We start from the raw sequence: 18,032 nt of genomic DNA, 5'->3' as shown, positions 1-18,032 counted from the left end.
TTCAATTCCCATAGGGTGTACTACTAAATCTGTATGTAGTTTTTAACCCTTGTTTTTTACAAAAATTCATTAATGTACTAGATTTCAAGCTTTATTTCCATTATTTATAATATTTTATTATTTAGTCTATAATTTTATGGTGGATTTAAAAACTAAAGCCTTTGATATTTCTCAAAATTTTACTATTGCTCTTGACGGTCCTGCTGCTTCAGGTAAAGGGACCATCGGTTTAATACTGGCCAAGAAATTTTCTCTTAAATATTTTCAGTCAAGTATTGTTTATAGGCAGCTTGCTTTTGACTGTATTAGTCAAAAAATAGATATCACTAATATAGATGCGGTAATTGCTTTATCTAAAGAATTAGAACTCGATAATACTAGACATCTTTCCAAAGTCGCTTATAGAGAAGAATTTAAAGGAGATACGGAACACAGCACCGCAGCGTATACAAAAGTACGTGAGGATGCGAGTACCGGATCGACGTCTAAATTACCTCTAGAAGTAGAGTTTGGGAAGATGTCTAATATTGATTTAGAGAATGAGAATATAGGAAATATAGCATCACAAATTGCCATAATAAGTGAAGTTAGAAATAATCTAAACAAATACCTGATTAATCTAGTAAAAACAACGCCAAGAATTATTATGGAGGGTAGGGATATAGGCACCGTTGTTGCACCTGACGCCGATTTAAAGATTTTTATAACCGCAAATCCTCAAATTAGGGCTGAAAGACGATATAAGCAGTTGCAAGCAAAAGGAAAAACATGTATACTCGATGAGATTTTACGGCAAATAATTTTGCGAGATAAAAGAGATAAAGAGCGAAAAGCTGCGCCGTTATTACCGGCTTCAGATGCTTTAATTATCGATACTTCAGAGCTTTCGGCTATGGAAGTCGTAGAAGAAGTAACAAATTACATAAAGAATAAAATAACTTGAAAAAGTGCTAGGTTATTTTATTCAATTTTATTGGTATTGCAAAATATAATTATAGATATCATCATTGCGAGCGGTCAAAGACCATGTGGCAATCCAAAAAAAATAATAAATTTAACTGGATTGCTTAGTCAAAATTTTCAATTTTTCCTCGCAATGACGTAATTTATTTTACAATATCGGTTTTATTAACCTTTTTAAAAATTTTTATTAGTTTAGGTTCTATGAATATTGAGCCTAGGCACTTTAGCTAATATTACGAGAAGAATATGTCAATAAAACTAAAACAACGATTTGTTCCACAACTTGCAGCAATTAATCACGAATTTGAGGAAGATTTTTCTAAAATGCTTGAAACCGTTGATATAAGTCACATAAAAGAAAAAACGGTAGTGAAAGGTCAAGTAATCGAAATAAAAAACGATATGATTATTGTTGACGTTGGATTAAAAAATGAAGGTAGAATACCTAAGTCTGAATTTTTAGCTTTACCTGAAGTTGGGGACATAGTTGAAGTTTTCATCGAGAAAATTGAAGGACGTAACGGCAGAACGATATTGAGCCGTGAAAAAGCAGTTAAAGAAGAATTATGGGGACAACTAGAAATCATGTGTTCCAAGGGCGAATTTGTCGATGGTACGATTTTCGGTCGTGTGAAAGGAGGCTTTACCGTGGATTTATCCGGTGTAGTAGCATTCTTACCAGGAAGCCAAGTCGATGTTAGACCTATTAAAGATCTTACTTCTATAATGAATATCAAGCAACCGTTTAAAATTTTAAGCATGGATAAAAAGCTCGGTAATATAGTAGTTTCAAGAAGAGCTATCTTAGAAGAATCACGTTCCGAAGCTAGAGATGAGATGCTATCTAAAATTAAAGAAGGCATGGTGTTAGAAGGGACCGTGAAAAATATTACTGATTACGGTGCGTTTATCGATCTTGGAAGTGTTGACGGTTTATTACATTTAACCGATATTTCTTGGGGAAGAGTTAACCATCCTTCAGAAGTGTTAGAATTTAACCAAAAGGTTAAAGTAATGGTTATTAAGTTTGATGAAAAAACCAAAAGAATATCACTTGGTATAAAACAACTTGATTCTAACCCATGGGAAGCAATTAAAGAAGAATTCCCCGTCGGTAAAAAAATGATAGGTAAAGTTACAAATTTTGCTGATTACGGCGTATTTATAGAATTAAAAGACGGACTTGAGGGACTTGTTCATTCAAGCGAAATTAGTTGGTTAAAATCTAATCAGAATCCTAGAAAAACGCTAACTATAGGACAAGAATTAGAATTCGTAGTTTTAGAGGTCGATACTGAAAAGCATCGTATTTCTTTAAGTATTAAACAATGCCAAGAAAATCCTTTAATAAAATTTGCCGAAAATAATCCTGTCGGTACTATAATTAAAGCACCGATTAGAAATATTACGGATTTCGGTATTTTTGTTGCACTCGGTAATAATATGGACGGCATGATTCATGAAGGTGATATTAGCTGGGAAGATAAGGGAATGGATCTATTAACATCATACAAAAAAGGTGACGAAATAAAATGCAAAGTTCTAGCCATTAATATTGAAAAAGAACAAGTTAGTTTAGGTATAAAACAATTGTCGCCGAATCCATATCAAGAAATCAGTGACGAATATAAAAAAGGCACAATAGTTAAAGCCCTTATAACAGAAGTTAAAGATGATGGACTCGAAGTACTATTAAACAATAAAGTAGCAGGTTTTATTAAAAGAGTTGAATTATCAGATGAAAAAGATGAGCAGAAACCTGAAATGTTTAAAGTAGATGAAGAAATAGAAGCAAAAGTTACTTCTATAGAGAAATCAACCGGTAGAATTTTATTATCGGTAAAAGCTCATAAAATAGCAGAACGTCAAAAAGCTCTCAAAGAATACGGTTCTAGTGATAATACTACCAATATAGGAGATATACTTGCTCATGTTTTAGAAGATAAGAAGTAATAATCTATATCGTCATTGCGAGTTGAAATTGCCTGCATGGATCGAAAAACGTACTCGGCGTCATACCCCGGCGGTGGCCTGACCACGGTATCCAGAAAACAACTTACAATGCTAATAATTTTAGTATTTTTAACTGGATCCCGCGATCAAGTCGCGGTATGACATCTTTAATCAATCAGTTTCAGGAGAAAATATTAATGTCGTATGTACCGATAGTAATTGAACAAACCTCTCGAGGGGAGCGTGCTTATGATATATATTCAAGATTGTTAAAAGAACGTATAATCTTTGTATGTAGCACTGTTGAAGATCATATGGCAAACTTAATCGTTGCACAATTATTGTTTCTTGAAGCAGAAAATCCTAAAAAAGATATATATATGTATATTAATTCCCCTGGAGGCGTTGTAACCGCAGGTCTTGCGATTTATGACACAATGCAATATATAAAACCTAAAGTGGCAACGCTTTGCATAGGTCAAGCTTGTTCTATGGGTTCACTTTTACTTTGCGGCGGTGAGAAAGGAATGCGTTATAGTTTACCTCACAGCCGTATTATGATCCATCAGCCGTCAGGAGGTTATAAAGGACAAGCTACTGATATAGAAATCCACGCTCAAGAAACCCTAAAAATCAAAAAATTAATTAATGGATTATATAGTAAACATACCGGGCAGGATATACAATATGTGGAAAAAAGTATGGAACGCGATAATTTTATGTCACCGGAAGAAGCAAAAAAATTTGGATTAGTAGATAATATAATTTCTTCTAGAGATGCTATGGCATTGTTAGCAAAATAAAGATTAAATTTTATAAAAAAATCTTATAGATTTAGTTTTATTATTATAGTATAAGAGAATTAATTTGTTATAGTCAATTCAGTGGGATTTGCATGCAAGGAGTGAGGAGTGAAGCCTATAACTAATAGGAGAGCGACGAGTGACGATGTAAGGCGAGTCCAAATCAATTGACTATATTGGGGTCATAGCTCAGTTGGTAGAGTGTTTGAATGGCATTCAAGAGGTCGGGGGTTCGATTCCCCCTGGCTCCACCAGATAAAGTCAAGCTTTTTGCATTTTACCAATTTTCCTCCATGCTCCTTATGCTCACTATATGCTCATCGCATTTTATTAATGATTGTGCAACACATAATTTTGATGATCAAAATGTAATCATTTTCTATAATTTTGTTGGCAATTTTATCCCTCCTGAATGGCGTCATCTCTCATCTCATAATGGCAAAAAATTAAGTAAAACTGCAAGACAGCTACTCTCTTTAATAGTCTTCCGCTTGCAAATCTATCACAATAATAGCATTGATGAACTTAAGGAAACGTATCTCTTCTTTCAAAAACACTTCGGTGTTTGTCAAGAACGCGTACGACAATGCTTACTTGAACTACAAAAAGGTGGCTTTATTAAAGTTTACAATGCAACAATCGTAAAATATGGTATTAAATGCCATAATACTCCTTGTATTACGCTAGCTAAAAATTTCTATCCATTTTCTAAAAAAAACACTCTTGAAAATGAAAAAAATTTTGCATCAACTCCAAAAAACTTTGGGGTTAACCCCAAAAAAGTTTGGACCACTCTCTCTCTATATATAATAATAAAAATATATCTAATAAATCTAGATGTAGTGAATCTACAATTTTTCAAAATCAACAAAAGCCAACTCTGCAAGATCAGAAATTACTACAAGATCAACAAACACCAAATCTGGCATAAGAATGACAATTTGAAATAATAAGATCAGCAAATAATCAACAAAAAAGTGAAAATACTAAAACAGCCAAAAATAATTTTGTTATCGGTCCATTACAGGTTAATAAGCCATTGCAAGTAATTCTTGATAAAATTGATAAGGCAAGATGTAAGCAAATAGCATTATCATCTCATAATGATCTAGCAGGAGAATCTGTAAAGAATAAAGGCTGGTTCAAGAGAAAAAAATTAATAGATTTTTATCCATTAAGCCAAGAAGATGGCAATTTACTTCAGATCAAATCAAATAGAGAATTTAATCTTGATTCTATCAATCAATTACTCTTAAAGCTTGCAGGAAAATATTCAAATCATCATTTTGGTCATAAAAAGGTGCTACTAGAGCTAAGGCATTATTTCATGAGCTAAGTAAGGAAAATACTAAAGCTAATCACTATGCTACTAAATCTCAATTTAGTAACTTCAATAAAGCTCAAGAGCAATATTTAGATAAGATAGAAAGCAGTAGTAATACTAGCAAATAAGCTCAACTAAAACGTAAAATAATCAGCATTTTTGATGCTAATACAGCTTATGACTTACTAAGTTCTTGCTGCTTTATTGGCATAGTTGATAATCAATACCAAATAAAACTGCTTAAAAATATTACGCTTTTAGAAAATACACAAAATCAAATACTACAGCAAGTACAAATGATCTATGACAGTAGTATTGAAAAGTTAGAAATAATACCATTTACTGAACTTGCAGCTAAGCAGCAAAACGCTGAATATGAAACACAAAATTACCTATCGCATCTTAGTAAAGAATTAAATCCTGATTCAGTATGGTACAGGGTGCGGAAATTTATGATTGAACATTATAATAAATATATTGATTGTAGTGTATTAAGTAAATTGGTAGTAGCAGAGGAAGATACGTGTAATAAGCAAATAATCCTTAAATCCACTTCATCTTTCTATGATTACTATGTGAGAAATAATTATATGCAGGATTTAGACAAGGCCTTTAAAGCTCAAGGTTTTACTTTTGAATTAATGAAATTTTAAAATAATCAAGGCTTTCTATGATTTAGAAGATAGTAATTGGTAACTTATTGAGTAGCAGTATACCGCAGTACTGTAATCTCACTTTAATAATTGGTTACTATTACCTCATCAGATATTTTATTATTCTCAGGCATAGAATATTTAACTTTAATAATCTTAATATTGAAATTCTTGTATAAGTTTCTAATAAATGGAGTATTACTATTAGAAATCATATTTAATTAATTGATCAACTATTTTTCTTTTACCACCTACCCATTGCAAAAATGGTTGCAGTTTATCTAAAGTTTTTACTGACATGATTTATTATTTATCTTTAATATTTCTACTAAAGATTATATCAGAAAATAAGCCCAAATGCTAGCAAAACATTATAACATAAAGGGATTTCAGGCTTGATTATAGCATTAATTTAGTATGATTTATCTATGTATAATTGATAAAGAATTAGACTAGAATATATTATTATTTAAAGCCTGTCTCATTTATGCAGTTGTTTGTCATATTATGAAAAATCTGTCAAAAAGCTTTTCAATTCTCTGTACTTCTAAAAACAACTGGGATATCTGTGATCTGATGTGACATGAGTATCAACATCAAACATAGAGGTAAAATTAAAACTACAAAATCTCAAATTTACCTCTAGCTACTATTTTACAACATAAAACAGCAAGAGTACATTATGACCATTAACAATCAAAATCAAGCACAAGATAACAGCAAGCTTGAAAATTCCCTCAAACATAACTGGCACCTCCAATTATCACCTATATCTGTCACATTAATTCCATCATTTGAATCACTATCTAATGCAGAAATTAATATAAATCACCCAGTAACAAATTACTCTGATATTATTAAAAAATCTAAGTCAGAGCTTCAAGATATAACAGATAAGTTAAAAAAAGTTGAATGTATCAACAAAAATCTAATACAAAATATAGTATATAATTTAAAAGTACCATGTAATTCAATTTTTGCATTAGTAGCAGTACTTCATGAGTTAGAAGATGATATACAAAAAAAGAATTATATAACCAGTATAATAGATTATACCCAAAGTCTGCTAAATTATTATGATAAATTAAGTAAGAATTTACATAATAGTACGGGTCTACCTCCCATAGAGTTAAAGAAATTTAATCTGTAATCATTAGTAAATAATATTATTGATAAAGCGAGACCAATTGCTCGGAATAAAGGCATCAATTTATCTTGTAATTTTCAGTACCAAATAAGCAATATAGTAGTAAGCGATAGTTATAGAATAGAGATCATACTTGAGCAATTAATAGATAATGGTATAAAATTTACTAATAAAGGCAATGTAGTAATAACAGTAAATATGTTTGCAATTAGTCCGGCTTTATCAGAAGCAGAACAAAATAAAAGAGAGATGGTATTACAATTCATTGTACATGACACAGGAAAAGGATTAAGCAAAGCAATACAAGAATATTTACGTAAAGAATTTGATGAGTTTGATATTCAATATGAAGAAATAGTCTCAGGTTTAAAATTTGTAAAGCGTCTGGTAGATGCACTACATGGAGAAATAGAGGTAACAAGCACAAAAGATAAAAGTTCTACTATCATATTGAAATTACCTCTTCTCGATAATTGTCCATACGGTAATATTTAACTAGTAATCAGTGTTAGTATTATAAACAAAACTTAGGCTATGTTATTGCTATAATTAAAAATTTTGACTGAAATGTATATTTTGTAATGAAGATTATTTATAATATCCCACTATTAAGGTCTTTGTAATAAAACATAGAGTAAGTTTTATAAACGTAATATTCTCAAAAAGAGTCTAAAAATAATAAATACATGTTAATTAACACAGTTACATTTGTAGCAACTTTAATAATTTTTGTATACTCAATAGTAATACATGAAGTGTCGCATGGGATATGTGCTCATTATTTAGGAGACCCTACTGCTAAAAACATGGGGAGATTATCATTAAATCCAATAAAGCATTTGTCTATATTAGGGATAGTGCTACCTATCATATGATATATAGTTGGAGCACCAATGTTTGGCTTTGCAAAACCTGTAATTTATAATCCAGTATATTTTAAAAAACCTAAAAGGGATATGATCCTTGTTGGACTTGCAGGTCTTCTCTCTAATTTTCTTCTAGCTACAATTGCATTTACTACAATATTTTTGATACATAACTTTCATATAGATTTGATAAAGTGTGCGTATGAAGTACTAAAACAATATGATAACAATAAATTTAATATTATGCTTTTTTAATTTATTTCCAATTCCTCCATTAGACGGAAGTATATTGTATATGAGTAGCATTATTGATAAAAATCCATTATTCGCAAGAAAATGCACATAAGATGCAACCTGTTTTTGAAAAACTGATATATAAATTCTTTATTTTTTTGATCATTAAGTGGTTCAAATTTTGTGGCAAATATTGATAATTTATTTTCTAAAGTTTGTTCATAATGCAGGCGACTGGTAATCCAAAACTTGACGTTCTTGACATTGGGATCATATTTTAAATACTGCATTAATGAAATAAGGTTATTTCTAATATTTTGATCTAAAACTTCATCAAATCCATCAAATTTGATTAATATAGGTTTTATAAAATTGGTATTCTGAAAAGCAAACAATAATATCTTTTTTGCGAATGTCGTGTTAAGATCTGAATCAGATTCTAAGCATAAGTTAATTATATCATCAATCTTAATATTAGAAGACTTAATCCTGCCGATTGTTGATATATGATCTTTTAGATCAACGCTTATTACCCAATGTGATTGAAATATTGATTTGACTTCAGACCCTAAATCGTATTGTAATGTACATAATTTTGTTAAACTAGTAGTTTTGCCCATACCTGGATCATCTGCGATGATGGTAGTCTGTTTATCCTTTATATCGTTAATAAAATCCTTGTCTAAAGTTAGTTTAATACTTTTTTCATTATTAATATATTTACGCAAATTATCTAATGTGCCACGAGATTTAATCCACACTATCTGTGTATTACCATTATTTTGTTCTATATTTAACCAATGAATGGTTTTATTTTGTACTACTAATTGATCAAACTGTGATAGTTCACCCCTCTTTTTTGCTATTACTCTGGGATGAGCATCATTCATATTTTGTTGTATTAATTTTCTGCTGTATGCTGGAAAAAGCTTTAACAAATCGTCTTGGTTATCTATACCAGTAAATAAAAATATATCACTTCTTTGTTGCGATTCGTTATGACTCTTTACTTGCAACTCTTTATATATATCTTCTTTAATAATTACTTTTAAACCCAAAGCTAAAAGCAAAGGTGCTAGCCAAATATTAGTAGTTTGCGGAGTACATGATGAACCTAAACGCCAATTTCTAAAAGCACTTGGATTAAATGTCGCTTCAGAATGGTATAATGCTGTTATATGAACATAAACTTTATCCCGCTTTCTACTTCTCATTTTTCGTTTCTTTTAAAATGGCTAGAAATGCCGCATGTGAAACTATGGTGGGATGAGGATATAAAATGGAGTTTAGAATTGATCGAACAAAAATACTTAAGCTATGTTAAGGGATATAAGCTAGAAAATAATGACCCGAAAAATATACAAGCTTATATTATAGAAGCAGACCGTACTCCTATAGGGTATATCCAAATTTACAATGCTTATGATTTTGAGCGTTCAGACCCATTAATAAACTTACCTTCAAAACTTGCAGCAATCGATTTCTTTTTAGGTGAGCCTGAATATTTAAATAAAGGGGTAGAGCTACTTACTCTAAGAACTTTTTGAGAAAATTTTATAGATAAGCAATATACTCATGTTTTAGTTGATCCTGATAGAAAAAATATCGCTGCTATTAAAACTTATGAAAAAGCAGGATTTAAAATAATTCAAGAGAATAACGACGTCTTAATGCTTAAGGAATTAAGGCAATAATTCTAACTTTGGCAATATATCTTATAATTTGTATATTTCTTAAAGCCTAATTTTTCAGCAAGTGACGTTGCCATTGGTGAAGTTTGAATTATTACCTTATCGATTCCCATTTCTTTTAATATTTTAAACCTAGCTATATATAAATCACTTGCAAGACCACGATTTCTATATTCCGGCATCGTTGAATCGTGATAAAAACCTGCTATGCCGTTTGCAAAAATTATAGAGGCAGTTGCAACAATTTTATTTTCTTCATATGCAGTAAGTGGAACAAATACTTTGTTATCTCCAATAAATTTTGATAAATTATCAAAATAAATATTATAAACATCATCACTAAATCCAAATGATCTAATTAATACTCGAATTCATTCCTTATATTCCTCTATTCCAGTAATAATTCTAATATTAGACATCTTCCCAAACTTCGCTTCTGGAAGTAATTTATACATTGATCCGGTACTCGAATCCTCACGTACGCTTGTGTACGCTGCGGTTCGAGGTGAAGTGTCTCCTTTAAATTCCTCTCTATAAGCCGGTTTGGAAAGATGTCTATTTTTATTATCCATATTTTGTTCAGAATAATCTTTAAGCGCATAAACCATTCCGGGTACGTCACCAAAATCAGTATATTTACCGTTTTGGAAATGCTCAAGCATTTCAGATGATAGATTCTTTTCATCAACCCACCAAGCAAACGGTAAATCCTATAGTTTAAACACTTCTTCCATTTTATCCATTTGGCTTATATTCACTTTATCAGGCAGTACAATCATATTCCATACAGGATGATTGCATCCTATATGTATCAGATAATAATTTATTCCATCTATTTGTTGCTCTTGTAGCCCCAAATATCTAAATGTTTCTATTAAACTTTGATCCACTAAATCAGCATTATTACTCGTAAATTTATCTAAGTGTATTAATTATATACCAAAAGTTATAATAAGAATTAGGAAATAGTAAAGAAATATATTTTGCAAAGCTAAAAATATTGTTATAGATTAGGTTCTGTGCACTTTTAATAGAATAATCATAATTATGGCTCTTTTTAACTACAAATTATAAGATTTTTTTGAAATATGAATAACTATTACTGCAAAAATCTTATTAATTTTCGCTTAAAAATATCTCATAATTATAATCATTAATCAAAAGTGCACAGAACCTAAGTATAAAAAAGAATTAACGAGTAAAATGTCAAAAAATCAAAGTTTAGATATAGAAAGAAAGCAAGATCATATTAAAATTAATCTTATAAAAAACGTCGAATCTACACTTAAAAGCGGTTTTGAATCTATTCAATTTATTCACAACGCATTACCGGAAATTAACTACGATAACATAGATACAACTACTACTTTCCTCGGAAAATCTTTACAAGCACCTATTCTAATTTCTAGTATGACCGGAGGCACAACTAGAGCTGGAGATATTAACTATCGACTTGCACAGGCCGCCCAAAAAGCCGGAATTGCTATGGGGCTTGGCTCTATGCGGGTTTTATTAACGAAACCGGATACGATCAAGACATTTGCAGTAAGGCATATAGCTCCCGATATCCCTTTATTAGCCAATATCGGTGCAGTGCAACTTAATTACGGAGTGACACCTAAAGAATGCCGGTATTTAGTTGATGCTATTGAAGCCGATGCCTTAATTTTACATCTGAACGTATTGCAGGAGCTAACTCAGCCGGAAGGTAATAGAAACTGGGAAAATCTTTTACCTAAGATAAGAGAGATGGTTAATTACCTCTCTGTCCCTGTAATTGTTAAAGAAGTAGGGTATGGTTTATCTAAACAAGTGGCTAAAAGTCTTATTGATATAGGAGTTAAAGTTCTTGATATTGCAGGGAGCGGTGGGACATCTTGGAGTCAAGTAGAGGCTTATCGTGCTACAAATTCGTTACAAAATCGTATAGCTAGTAGCTTTATTAACTGGGGAATTCCGACTTTAGATTCTCTAAAAATGGTGAGGGAAGTTTCAGAAAATATTCCGATTATTGCCAGCGGCGGGTTAAAATCCGGCATTGACGGGGCAAAAGCAATTCGTATGGGAGCTAGTATTTTTGGACTTGCCGGTCAATTTTTAAAAGCTGCAGATACATCAGAAAACTTACTTTTCGAAGAGATACAATTAATAATCAAGCAGCTTAAGATTACTATGCTATGCACCGGATCACGCACTTTAAAAGATTTAGCAAAAGCAGATATAAGGCATTGCTAGATTAGTCAAAATTTAACGTCATTGCGAGGAAATTATGTAATAATTGACGAAGCAATCCAGTTAAAAAATGCTAAAAACAATACTTTTTTATTATTTTTCCGGATTGCCACGCAGCCTATGGCTGCTTGCAATGACGATTGACATATTCTGCAATATATTTTAGTCCAGGAATAATTACTTGGTCATCAAAAAGACTAAACTGAGTCATAATTTAAATTCCTAAGTAGCAAATTTAGAATACTCTTCAATTGCACTTTCATCTTGATTAGTCATGGTATGTACATATCCCGGATAATCTTTTGGATCAAATTTATATTTGATGGGTATTGGTATTTTAAATGCATAATCAAAATCTTCTTTATTTATCATAATAACCTCTGCAACATTACGGATATTATATCATATAAATACTTTATACTAATCCTATTACTATATTATACTTTTCTTCATCCTAGGCTTTCCTATTAAATAGCATAGTACCGGACAGTTTTTACTCTATGTCATGCCTGCGAAAGCAGGGATCCAGGCTAAAAAATCTTGATTTTAAAGATTTTTTTATTACATTATTTCACTTTTTATGTAAAACCTTTAATCATTTGATTTTTTTAGGTTTTACTGGATTCCCGCTTTCGCGGGCATGACATAGAGTAAAAACTGCCCGGTACTATGATTAAGTAGATGATGGTTGTCATGTTATTATTTCAATTTTGGCATTGGAAAATTGCGGATTCTAGGGTGCATGTGAGTATGTAGTACTCTTATAATCATTATACCTTTTTCTTATTTTATATTAGACATCTTCCCAAACTCTAAATCTTTAGGAGCAGAATGTTCTGCTACAGAAATTAAATATAAAGCATCCTTTAAGGTTAATTTGTTTGGTATAGGAATATCGATATTAACAGGCAAAAACGCTTGCATTAACACATTTCTTTTATTTTCTTCTTCAGCTTGTTCTTTCTGTTTTCTAATTTCTTTACAATTAGAACAGGAACAGTAAGTATGGTCTCGATGATCACATACAGGGCAAAATTTTTCAAAATGTACTACATTATAATTCCTATGACTTCTACCGTCTAATTTACTTACTAGGTTTATATCCGGACAATATTTACAAAATAATTCATTATGAACTACAGGCGGAAAAAGTTTAACTAATATGCTAGGATATACATTAATCTCAAATTCTTCTAATAAATTAGCTATTTTCTCATGGTTATAGTAACGTTTTATTAAATCTTTGATTTGTTCTTCTGTTAAATGTGATAAATCTTTATGAGCCATAACTTAATATAAATTAATTGATTATTAGGTATATAATTGTAACTTATAAAATTACGGCTATAATAGAGAAAGTAGTATAAATATACAACTATTTTTATTATAAAAGTAAAAATAGAAATTAAAAGACTATCAATATGAGGTAATTAGTAGACGATAAGCTTTCTTAAAAGCTTTTAGACTTTATAAATGTAATAACAAATGCATATGAAACTTTTAAAGGCTTGACAGTGGAAACCTTGATTACTCTTTGGCTTTCCCGTTCGATAAACTACAAAAATTGGCTAACTGTCCAGACTAGACGTGGTATGTTAGTATTACAGAAAAAAGATATTTTTGTTTAGGTAAAGTTGATGGTAATATTTTAACAGTCCGTTTTATGTTCCGAGATAATCATATAAGAATTTTTGGAGTAGGATACTGGCGTAAAGGTAAGAGAGGATTTATGAGCAAGAGAATAAAATACACTGATGGGGGAATAGATGCAGTAAAAATAGTAAAAGATTTCTTGCCACACCCTAGAGAACTTTTATTAAAAGATGATTCTGTAAAAGTAACCATTTCTTTAAGTAAAGAGAGCGTAGAATTTTTTAAATCAGAAGCAGCAACTGCACATGTTCCTTATCAAAAAATGATTAGGATTTTACTAGATAAATATACTAAGCATTATAAAGAAAATACAAGAACATAACATACTCTTCTGCTTTTAAGAATTGCTCTTTGTTATCTTCATGGATTCACGTACTCACTTATTAAGTATAAGCTGTATACACTCACCATTTGATCACAAATTCAATTCTTGCAATCAATTTGAGTATACCATAAACTAAACTGGCGGGGAGGGTGTATGTTATGCAAACCTTTAACCTACATAAACTAAAGTTAATTAATATTCTAATAAAATTTTCTTACTTTAACAACCCTAATGAAAAAGAAAAGATAGCCATCATCTGATACAATTATATTAATAAAATATTAATTTATTAATTATTCATGTTGCTATTATGTGCTAATTATGTCATAATAATGCATAATTTTACATGAAAAAACAATGAACAATAATTCACATAATAATCCTGACAACACAATGCCTTTAGCAGTGATAATTACTGTACATTATGACAACAACTCAGCTTTTAATAAAAATAGAGGCTATTTTAAAGCTAATAAACAGCAATTACTAAATGGTTATAAAGTTATTGAGATAGATGATATAGCAAGCCCAAGAGATATTGAGAATATTTTAAAGGATATACCCCCAGATAAAATAGTTTTTTTTTGGCTAAGAGGTCATGGTGAAGCAAAATCAATACGATTTTCAGAACAAAATTATTTACTATCACAAGAGGTAGAAGAGATTTTTCACTGGTTACCAAATAAATTACAAGCGAAGGCAATTCTCTACTTAGAGTCATGCTCAACCGGTAGCCTTGAAAATGATTTTTATAATAATATTCAGTTTAGCTTTGCCAAGTTAATGAAACCCTAGTATTAAAGTTATTGCTCCTGCAGAAAAAGCAGCTTTAAATAAATTTACCATCGATCAGGATAATAATTTTAAATTTGCAGCCTTACCTGATTATAGTATAACTTCTCCTAATATTATGAAAATTCTTGATAAAAGCGTAAAAGAATTACTTAAGGGTATCGAGTTAAATACAGAGTTAAATTATCAGGATCAACTTCGTGAAAACGTAAAAGCTGGTAACGATGTATTTAAGCATTTTAAATTTAATGAATATCTTGCAGATAATTATTTCCTTCATGAGAAAGCAATATGTGCAGCTATATTTGTTAATGATTTAGAGGCAGTTAAAGAATTAACAACACTCTTTAATGTAGATGTAAATAATCCATTAACTATGGATGGAGGACTATGTTATTTCCCATTAAGCTTTGCTATTGATTCTAAAAACATACAAATATTGAAATTATTACTAGAGCAAGGGGCGAATATTTTTGCTGAATACAATAATTCCTCGCCTTTTAAATATTTGCTAGAACATTATAACTCCGGAGATTTATTTTATTTATCTACTTGGCAAGAAATAGATCAGCATTTAATAAAAAATGGTGAAAAATCTCTTATTGATAAATTTAATATACAAAGAGACGAATATAGAATAGCTAAAAGTTTTTATCAACATAATGATTTAAAAGTTGCTTGGGAAAGTTCCGTAGATGAGATAAATACTAACAATTCTCAGCCTTGTTTTGATAATCAAGATACTATTTGTTTAGGAAATACCATACATAAATTATGTAATTTGATACAATAAACTAAACTGGCGGAGAGAAGGGGAGTCGAACCCCCGACACGTTGCCGTGAACACGCTTTCCAGGCGTGCGCCTTAAACCACTCGGCCATCTCTCCAAAATTTTTAGCATTGTGCGCCCCCTATGGCTTCCTATGTAATTCTCGCAAGGCGTTTGCGTGGATACTGAGTTGTCATTGCGAGCAGGTGTTGTTGCGTGGACCGGTAAAATCCACTGTGTCACCCCATGGCTTAACCACGGGGTCCATAAAAACAATTTAAAATACTAATATCATTAGTATTTTAAACTGGATCCCGCAATCAAGTGGGGGGGATGACAACAGAAAATCGATCCATGCAACAACACCTGCTCGCAATGACAACTCAGTATCCATGCGGGTAACGCTAAGACTTGTTCTTAGAAAAAATATTATTAGTTTCTTCTAGCTCATTTTTAGTATTAACACCAACAATTAAATCATGATCAGTAGATAATAAATATGAAACTTTTTCACCGTGATTTTTACATATTTTTACTATTTCAGTTAAATAAACTTCCTTATTACCGTTAGTATTAGTAGCAAATAAAGGTAAGTATTTATTTAAAATTCCTCTACTGAAAGCCATAATACCTGAATTACAAAGTTTTATGTTTTTCTCTTCTTCGCTTGCGTTTTTATGTTCGATTATCTCTAAAAATTCGCCATTTTTATCAGTAGCTATTCTTCCATATTGAGCCGGATTTGCTCTCTCAAAGCTTAAAGTCACTAATGCAGAATTAGTAAGGCTTAAATAATCTATTAATTCATACATAAGTTTTGGAGTAATAAGAGGATGATCACCGTATAAAACTAATATTGTTTTATTTTTATCAATTAAATCTATTGCTGCATAAGTAGCATGAGCTGTGCCTTTAGGTTCTTCTTGCAGTACAAAACGACACATATTTTCATAGGGCGTTAAATGTTTTTTAAGTTCTTCTGAATAAACTATAATTACATCATTTGTGATGTTAAGCGAATTCTTTAATACCGTTTCAAGCATTGGAACTCCGCCGACTTTATGCATTACTTTCGGTAAATCGGACTCCATTCTAGTGCCTTTACCGGCTGCTAAAATAATTATTTGATAATTTGCATCGTTATAAGTCATTGTTCTCCTTGTATTATTTCGTAAACATCATCAGATAACTCATAATTCCCGAAAACTCTTTGTACATCGTCGCTTTCTTCTAAAACTTCCACAAGCTTTAGTAATTTTTCAGCTTTTCCCTTATCATCTATAATTATTGTATTTAATGGAATCCAGCCTATATAAGAGTCTTCAGGTATACCGTATTTGCCGGTTAAAAATTCTAGAACTTTAGAAAAATTTTCAATATCCGTATAGATTGTATGGGTGGTATCATCAGATATAATATCATCTACATCTATTTCTATAACTGCTTCTAAAATATTTTCATTCGATGCTATGTCACTTAGATATTGAATAACGCCGCAATGCTTAAATAAATAATTGACACTACCGGTTTCGCCTAAACTCCCACCATATTTAGTAAAACTAGAGCGTACTTCTGCAGCAGTGCGGTTTTTATTATCGGTTAAAGCTTCAACTATTATAGCAATACCATTCGGTGCATAACCTTCATATCTAATTTCCGTATAATTTTCGGTATTAGAAGAATCATTAGCACTATTAATAGCTTTATCTATTCTTTCTTTAGGGAGATTTTGACTACGTGCGGCGGTTAAAGCATTTCTAAGACGTGGATTATTTTCAGGGTTATTAGAAGAACCGGTTTTAGCTGCAGTAACTATTTCACGAATTAATTTAGTGAAAACTTTTGCTCTTTTTTTATCTTGAGCCCCTTTACGATGCTGAATATTTTTGAACTTTGAGTGACCGGCCATATTTATTTCTTTTCTTTCAAAAGTAGTATTATATACTCTGAAGTAAAATGAAGAGTAGTATACGAAGATCAACTTGGAAAAGAGCAAGGAATCTATAAGCCGAGGAGCGGAGCGTATATTAATACGTGAGCATCCGAGGACTTACAAAGACGACGTAGCCAATTTTGCAAGTTGATCGAGTATATTTTTTTTCTCCAAAAACGATTAATTAACCTTGTTTTGCTTTAAATCTTTTATTCTTTTTATTTATTACAAAAATTTTGCCTCTTCTTTTAACGATCTGACAATCTTTATCACGTTTTTTTAATGATTTTAACGAGCTAACAACTTTCATAAAATATACTTTTACATTTAATTTGGACTGATAATAAACATTTTGATTTATTCAGTCAATTACCAATTTAAAGCATTTTAAAAAACCATATTTTATGGTTTTTTAAATATAAATTTAACCAATAATTATAAAAAGGTCAAATTATGAAAAAATATTCGCCATATGATTTTAATCAAGTAACTATAAATGAAGTCAAACAAAATGGAAGAGAATGGAGTTTAGACAAACCATATTATGATGAATTTCTTGTTGAATTACCGAAATTAGTTCAAAAATTTGATCTATCTAAAATAAAGTAGATTATCCAGGTAAACATGTATCCATATTTAATGCAGTAGGGGAGCTAGCATCATATGCTAAACTTGCTAAATGGGCTGAGAACG

21 protein-coding genes, 2 tRNA genes and 2 pseudogenes are annotated in these 18,032 nt (G+C 30.9%); 15 read left to right on the top strand and 10 right to left on the bottom strand.

Annotated features, from left to right (window positions below; genetic code table 11):
* Positions 1-136: 136 nt before the first annotated feature.
* The 7 genes from AB1146_RS07195 (at position 137) to AB1146_RS07165 (ending at position 5,696) form a co-directional block, all read left to right on the top strand.
* The gene (locus AB1146_RS07195) at positions 137-943 is read left to right on the top strand and encodes a (d)CMP kinase (protein WP_010422369.1); all 807 of its coding nucleotides are present in this window, start codon (positions 137-139) and stop codon (positions 941-943) included.
* Between the two features lie 266 nt (positions 944-1,209).
* Entirely contained in the window at positions 1,210-2,916 is a 1,707-nt protein-coding gene (locus AB1146_RS07190; protein WP_010422371.1) for a 30S ribosomal protein S1, read from the top strand.
* 197 nt (positions 2,917-3,113) lie between these two features.
* Positions 3,114-3,719, top strand: coding sequence for an ATP-dependent Clp endopeptidase proteolytic subunit ClpP (clpP, locus tag AB1146_RS07185; RefSeq protein ID WP_010422374.1), 606 nt, complete (start codon positions 3,114-3,116; stop codon positions 3,717-3,719).
* Between the two features lie 178 nt (positions 3,720-3,897).
* Positions 3,898-3,973 (top strand) — tRNA-Ala (locus AB1146_RS07180).
* A 48-nt stretch (positions 3,974-4,021) separates the two neighbouring features.
* Positions 4,022-4,669 carry a hypothetical protein gene (locus AB1146_RS07175; protein ID WP_232203603.1) on the top strand — a complete coding sequence of 216 codons (648 nt, stop codon included), beginning with the start codon at positions 4,022-4,024 and terminating at the stop codon, positions 4,667-4,669.
* An 89-nt stretch (positions 4,670-4,758) separates the two neighbouring features.
* Entirely contained in the window at positions 4,759-5,055 is a 297-nt protein-coding gene (locus AB1146_RS07170) for a hypothetical protein (protein ID WP_029374791.1), read from the top strand.
* 284 nt (positions 5,056-5,339) lie between these two features.
* The gene (locus tag AB1146_RS07165; protein ID WP_040611304.1) at positions 5,340-5,696 is read left to right on the top strand and encodes a hypothetical protein; all 357 of its coding nucleotides are present in this window, start codon (positions 5,340-5,342) and stop codon (positions 5,694-5,696) included.
* An 83-nt stretch (positions 5,697-5,779) separates the two neighbouring features.
* Here AB1146_RS07165 and AB1146_RS07160 read toward each other — a convergent pair.
* Positions 5,780-5,911: pseudogene (locus tag AB1146_RS07160) on the bottom strand (DNA adenine methylase); the annotation flags it as partial.
* Between the two features lie 467 nt (positions 5,912-6,378).
* Between AB1146_RS07160 and AB1146_RS07155 the strand changes: the two are divergent.
* Together AB1146_RS07155 and AB1146_RS07150 are read left to right on the top strand one after the other, a co-directional pair.
* A complete protein-coding gene (locus tag AB1146_RS07155; RefSeq protein WP_232203604.1) occupies positions 6,379-6,846 on the top strand; it encodes a hypothetical protein in 468 nt (155 codons plus the stop codon).
* 15 nt (positions 6,847-6,861) lie between these two features.
* On the top strand, positions 6,862-7,338 hold the full coding sequence (locus AB1146_RS07150) for a sensor histidine kinase (RefSeq protein WP_355404494.1): 477 nt from the start codon (positions 6,862-6,864) through the stop codon (positions 7,336-7,338).
* 676 nt (positions 7,339-8,014) lie between these two features.
* On the opposite strand, the gene AB1146_RS07145 is transcribed toward AB1146_RS07150, so the two are convergent.
* The gene (locus AB1146_RS07145) at positions 8,015-9,157 is read right to left on the bottom strand and encodes a hypothetical protein (protein ID WP_355403867.1); all 1,143 of its coding nucleotides are present in this window, start codon (positions 9,155-9,157) and stop codon (positions 8,015-8,017) included.
* On the opposite strand from AB1146_RS07145, the gene AB1146_RS07140 reads away from it, so the two are divergent.
* Positions 9,122-9,490: a GNAT family N-acetyltransferase gene (locus AB1146_RS07140; RefSeq protein WP_083831795.1), complete on the top strand. Its 369-nt coding sequence runs from the start codon at positions 9,122-9,124 to the stop codon at positions 9,488-9,490. The genes AB1146_RS07145 and AB1146_RS07140 overlap by 36 nt on opposite strands.
* 149 nt (positions 9,491-9,639) lie before the next feature.
* Here the strand turns inward: AB1146_RS07140 and AB1146_RS07135 are convergent, their stop codons facing one another.
* The gene (locus AB1146_RS07135; protein ID WP_269572127.1) at positions 9,640-9,957 is read right to left on the bottom strand and encodes a GNAT family N-acetyltransferase; all 318 of its coding nucleotides are present in this window, start codon (positions 9,955-9,957) and stop codon (positions 9,640-9,642) included.
* Positions 9,958-10,035: 78 nt separating this feature from the next.
* Positions 10,036-10,206: pseudogene (locus AB1146_RS07130) on the bottom strand (palindromic element RPE1 domain-containing protein); the annotation flags it as partial.
* A gap of 631 nt (positions 10,207-10,837) precedes the next feature.
* Between AB1146_RS07130 and fni the strand changes: the two are divergent.
* Positions 10,838-11,869, top strand: a complete 1,032-nt coding sequence (gene fni / locus AB1146_RS07125) for a type 2 isopentenyl-diphosphate Delta-isomerase (RefSeq protein ID WP_010422387.1) — start codon at positions 10,838-10,840, stop codon at positions 11,867-11,869.
* A 219-nt stretch (positions 11,870-12,088) separates the two neighbouring features.
* Here the strand turns inward: fni and AB1146_RS07120 are convergent, their stop codons facing one another.
* On the bottom strand, positions 12,089-12,238 hold the full coding sequence (locus AB1146_RS07120) for a hypothetical protein (RefSeq protein WP_010422388.1): 150 nt from the start codon (positions 12,236-12,238) through the stop codon (positions 12,089-12,091).
* Positions 12,239-12,649: 411 nt separating this feature from the next.
* Positions 12,650-13,153: a hypothetical protein gene (locus AB1146_RS07115; RefSeq protein ID WP_010422391.1), complete on the bottom strand. Its 504-nt coding sequence runs from the start codon at positions 13,151-13,153 to the stop codon at positions 12,650-12,652.
* Positions 13,154-13,529: 376 nt separating this feature from the next.
* Here AB1146_RS07115 and AB1146_RS07110 point away from each other — a divergent pair, with 376 nt between their 5' ends.
* The 3 genes from AB1146_RS07110 (at position 13,530) to AB1146_RS07100 (ending at position 15,429) form a co-directional block, all read left to right on the top strand.
* The gene (locus AB1146_RS07110; RefSeq protein ID WP_010422394.1) at positions 13,530-13,841 is read left to right on the top strand and encodes a hypothetical protein; all 312 of its coding nucleotides are present in this window, start codon (positions 13,530-13,532) and stop codon (positions 13,839-13,841) included.
* 360 nt (positions 13,842-14,201) lie between these two features.
* On the top strand, positions 14,202-14,639 hold the full coding sequence (locus tag AB1146_RS07105; protein WP_355403862.1) for a C13 family peptidase: 438 nt from the start codon (positions 14,202-14,204) through the stop codon (positions 14,637-14,639).
* A gap of 115 nt (positions 14,640-14,754) precedes the next feature.
* The gene (locus AB1146_RS07100; protein WP_010422400.1) at positions 14,755-15,429 is read left to right on the top strand and encodes an ankyrin repeat domain-containing protein; all 675 of its coding nucleotides are present in this window, start codon (positions 14,755-14,757) and stop codon (positions 15,427-15,429) included.
* Positions 15,430-15,436: 7 nt separating this feature from the next.
* Here the strand turns inward: AB1146_RS07100 and AB1146_RS07095 are convergent.
* The 4 genes from AB1146_RS07095 to ykgO form a co-directional block, all read right to left on the bottom strand.
* Positions 15,437-15,524: transfer RNA gene (locus tag AB1146_RS07095), tRNA-Ser, on the bottom strand.
* A gap of 286 nt (positions 15,525-15,810) precedes the next feature.
* Positions 15,811-16,557, bottom strand: coding sequence for a sugar phosphate nucleotidyltransferase (locus AB1146_RS07090; protein WP_010422403.1), 747 nt, complete (start codon positions 16,555-16,557; stop codon positions 15,811-15,813).
* Entirely contained in the window at positions 16,554-17,315 is a 762-nt protein-coding gene (locus AB1146_RS07085; RefSeq protein WP_010422406.1) for a YebC/PmpR family DNA-binding transcriptional regulator, read from the bottom strand. Before AB1146_RS07085 ends, AB1146_RS07090 begins: the two co-directional genes overlap by 4 nt.
* Before the next feature lie 208 nt (positions 17,316-17,523).
* Positions 17,524-17,649, bottom strand: coding sequence for a type B 50S ribosomal protein L36 (gene ykgO / locus AB1146_RS07075; protein ID WP_004998227.1), 126 nt, complete (start codon positions 17,647-17,649; stop codon positions 17,524-17,526).
* Between the two features lie 143 nt (positions 17,650-17,792).
* On the opposite strand from ykgO, the gene AB1146_RS07070 reads away from it, so the two are divergent.
* Positions 17,793-17,948, top strand: coding sequence for a hypothetical protein (locus AB1146_RS07070; protein WP_010422451.1), 156 nt, complete (start codon positions 17,793-17,795; stop codon positions 17,946-17,948).
* Positions 17,949-18,032: the final 84 nt, after the last annotated feature.

It is taken from the genome of Rickettsia helvetica, from assembly GCF_963970025.1.
GTDB classification, from domain to species: Bacteria; Pseudomonadota; Alphaproteobacteria; order Rickettsiales; family Rickettsiaceae; genus Rickettsia; species Rickettsia helvetica.
Note: the sequence above shows the minus strand (reverse complement) of the source record. Positions and strands in the feature narration are given on the sequence as shown.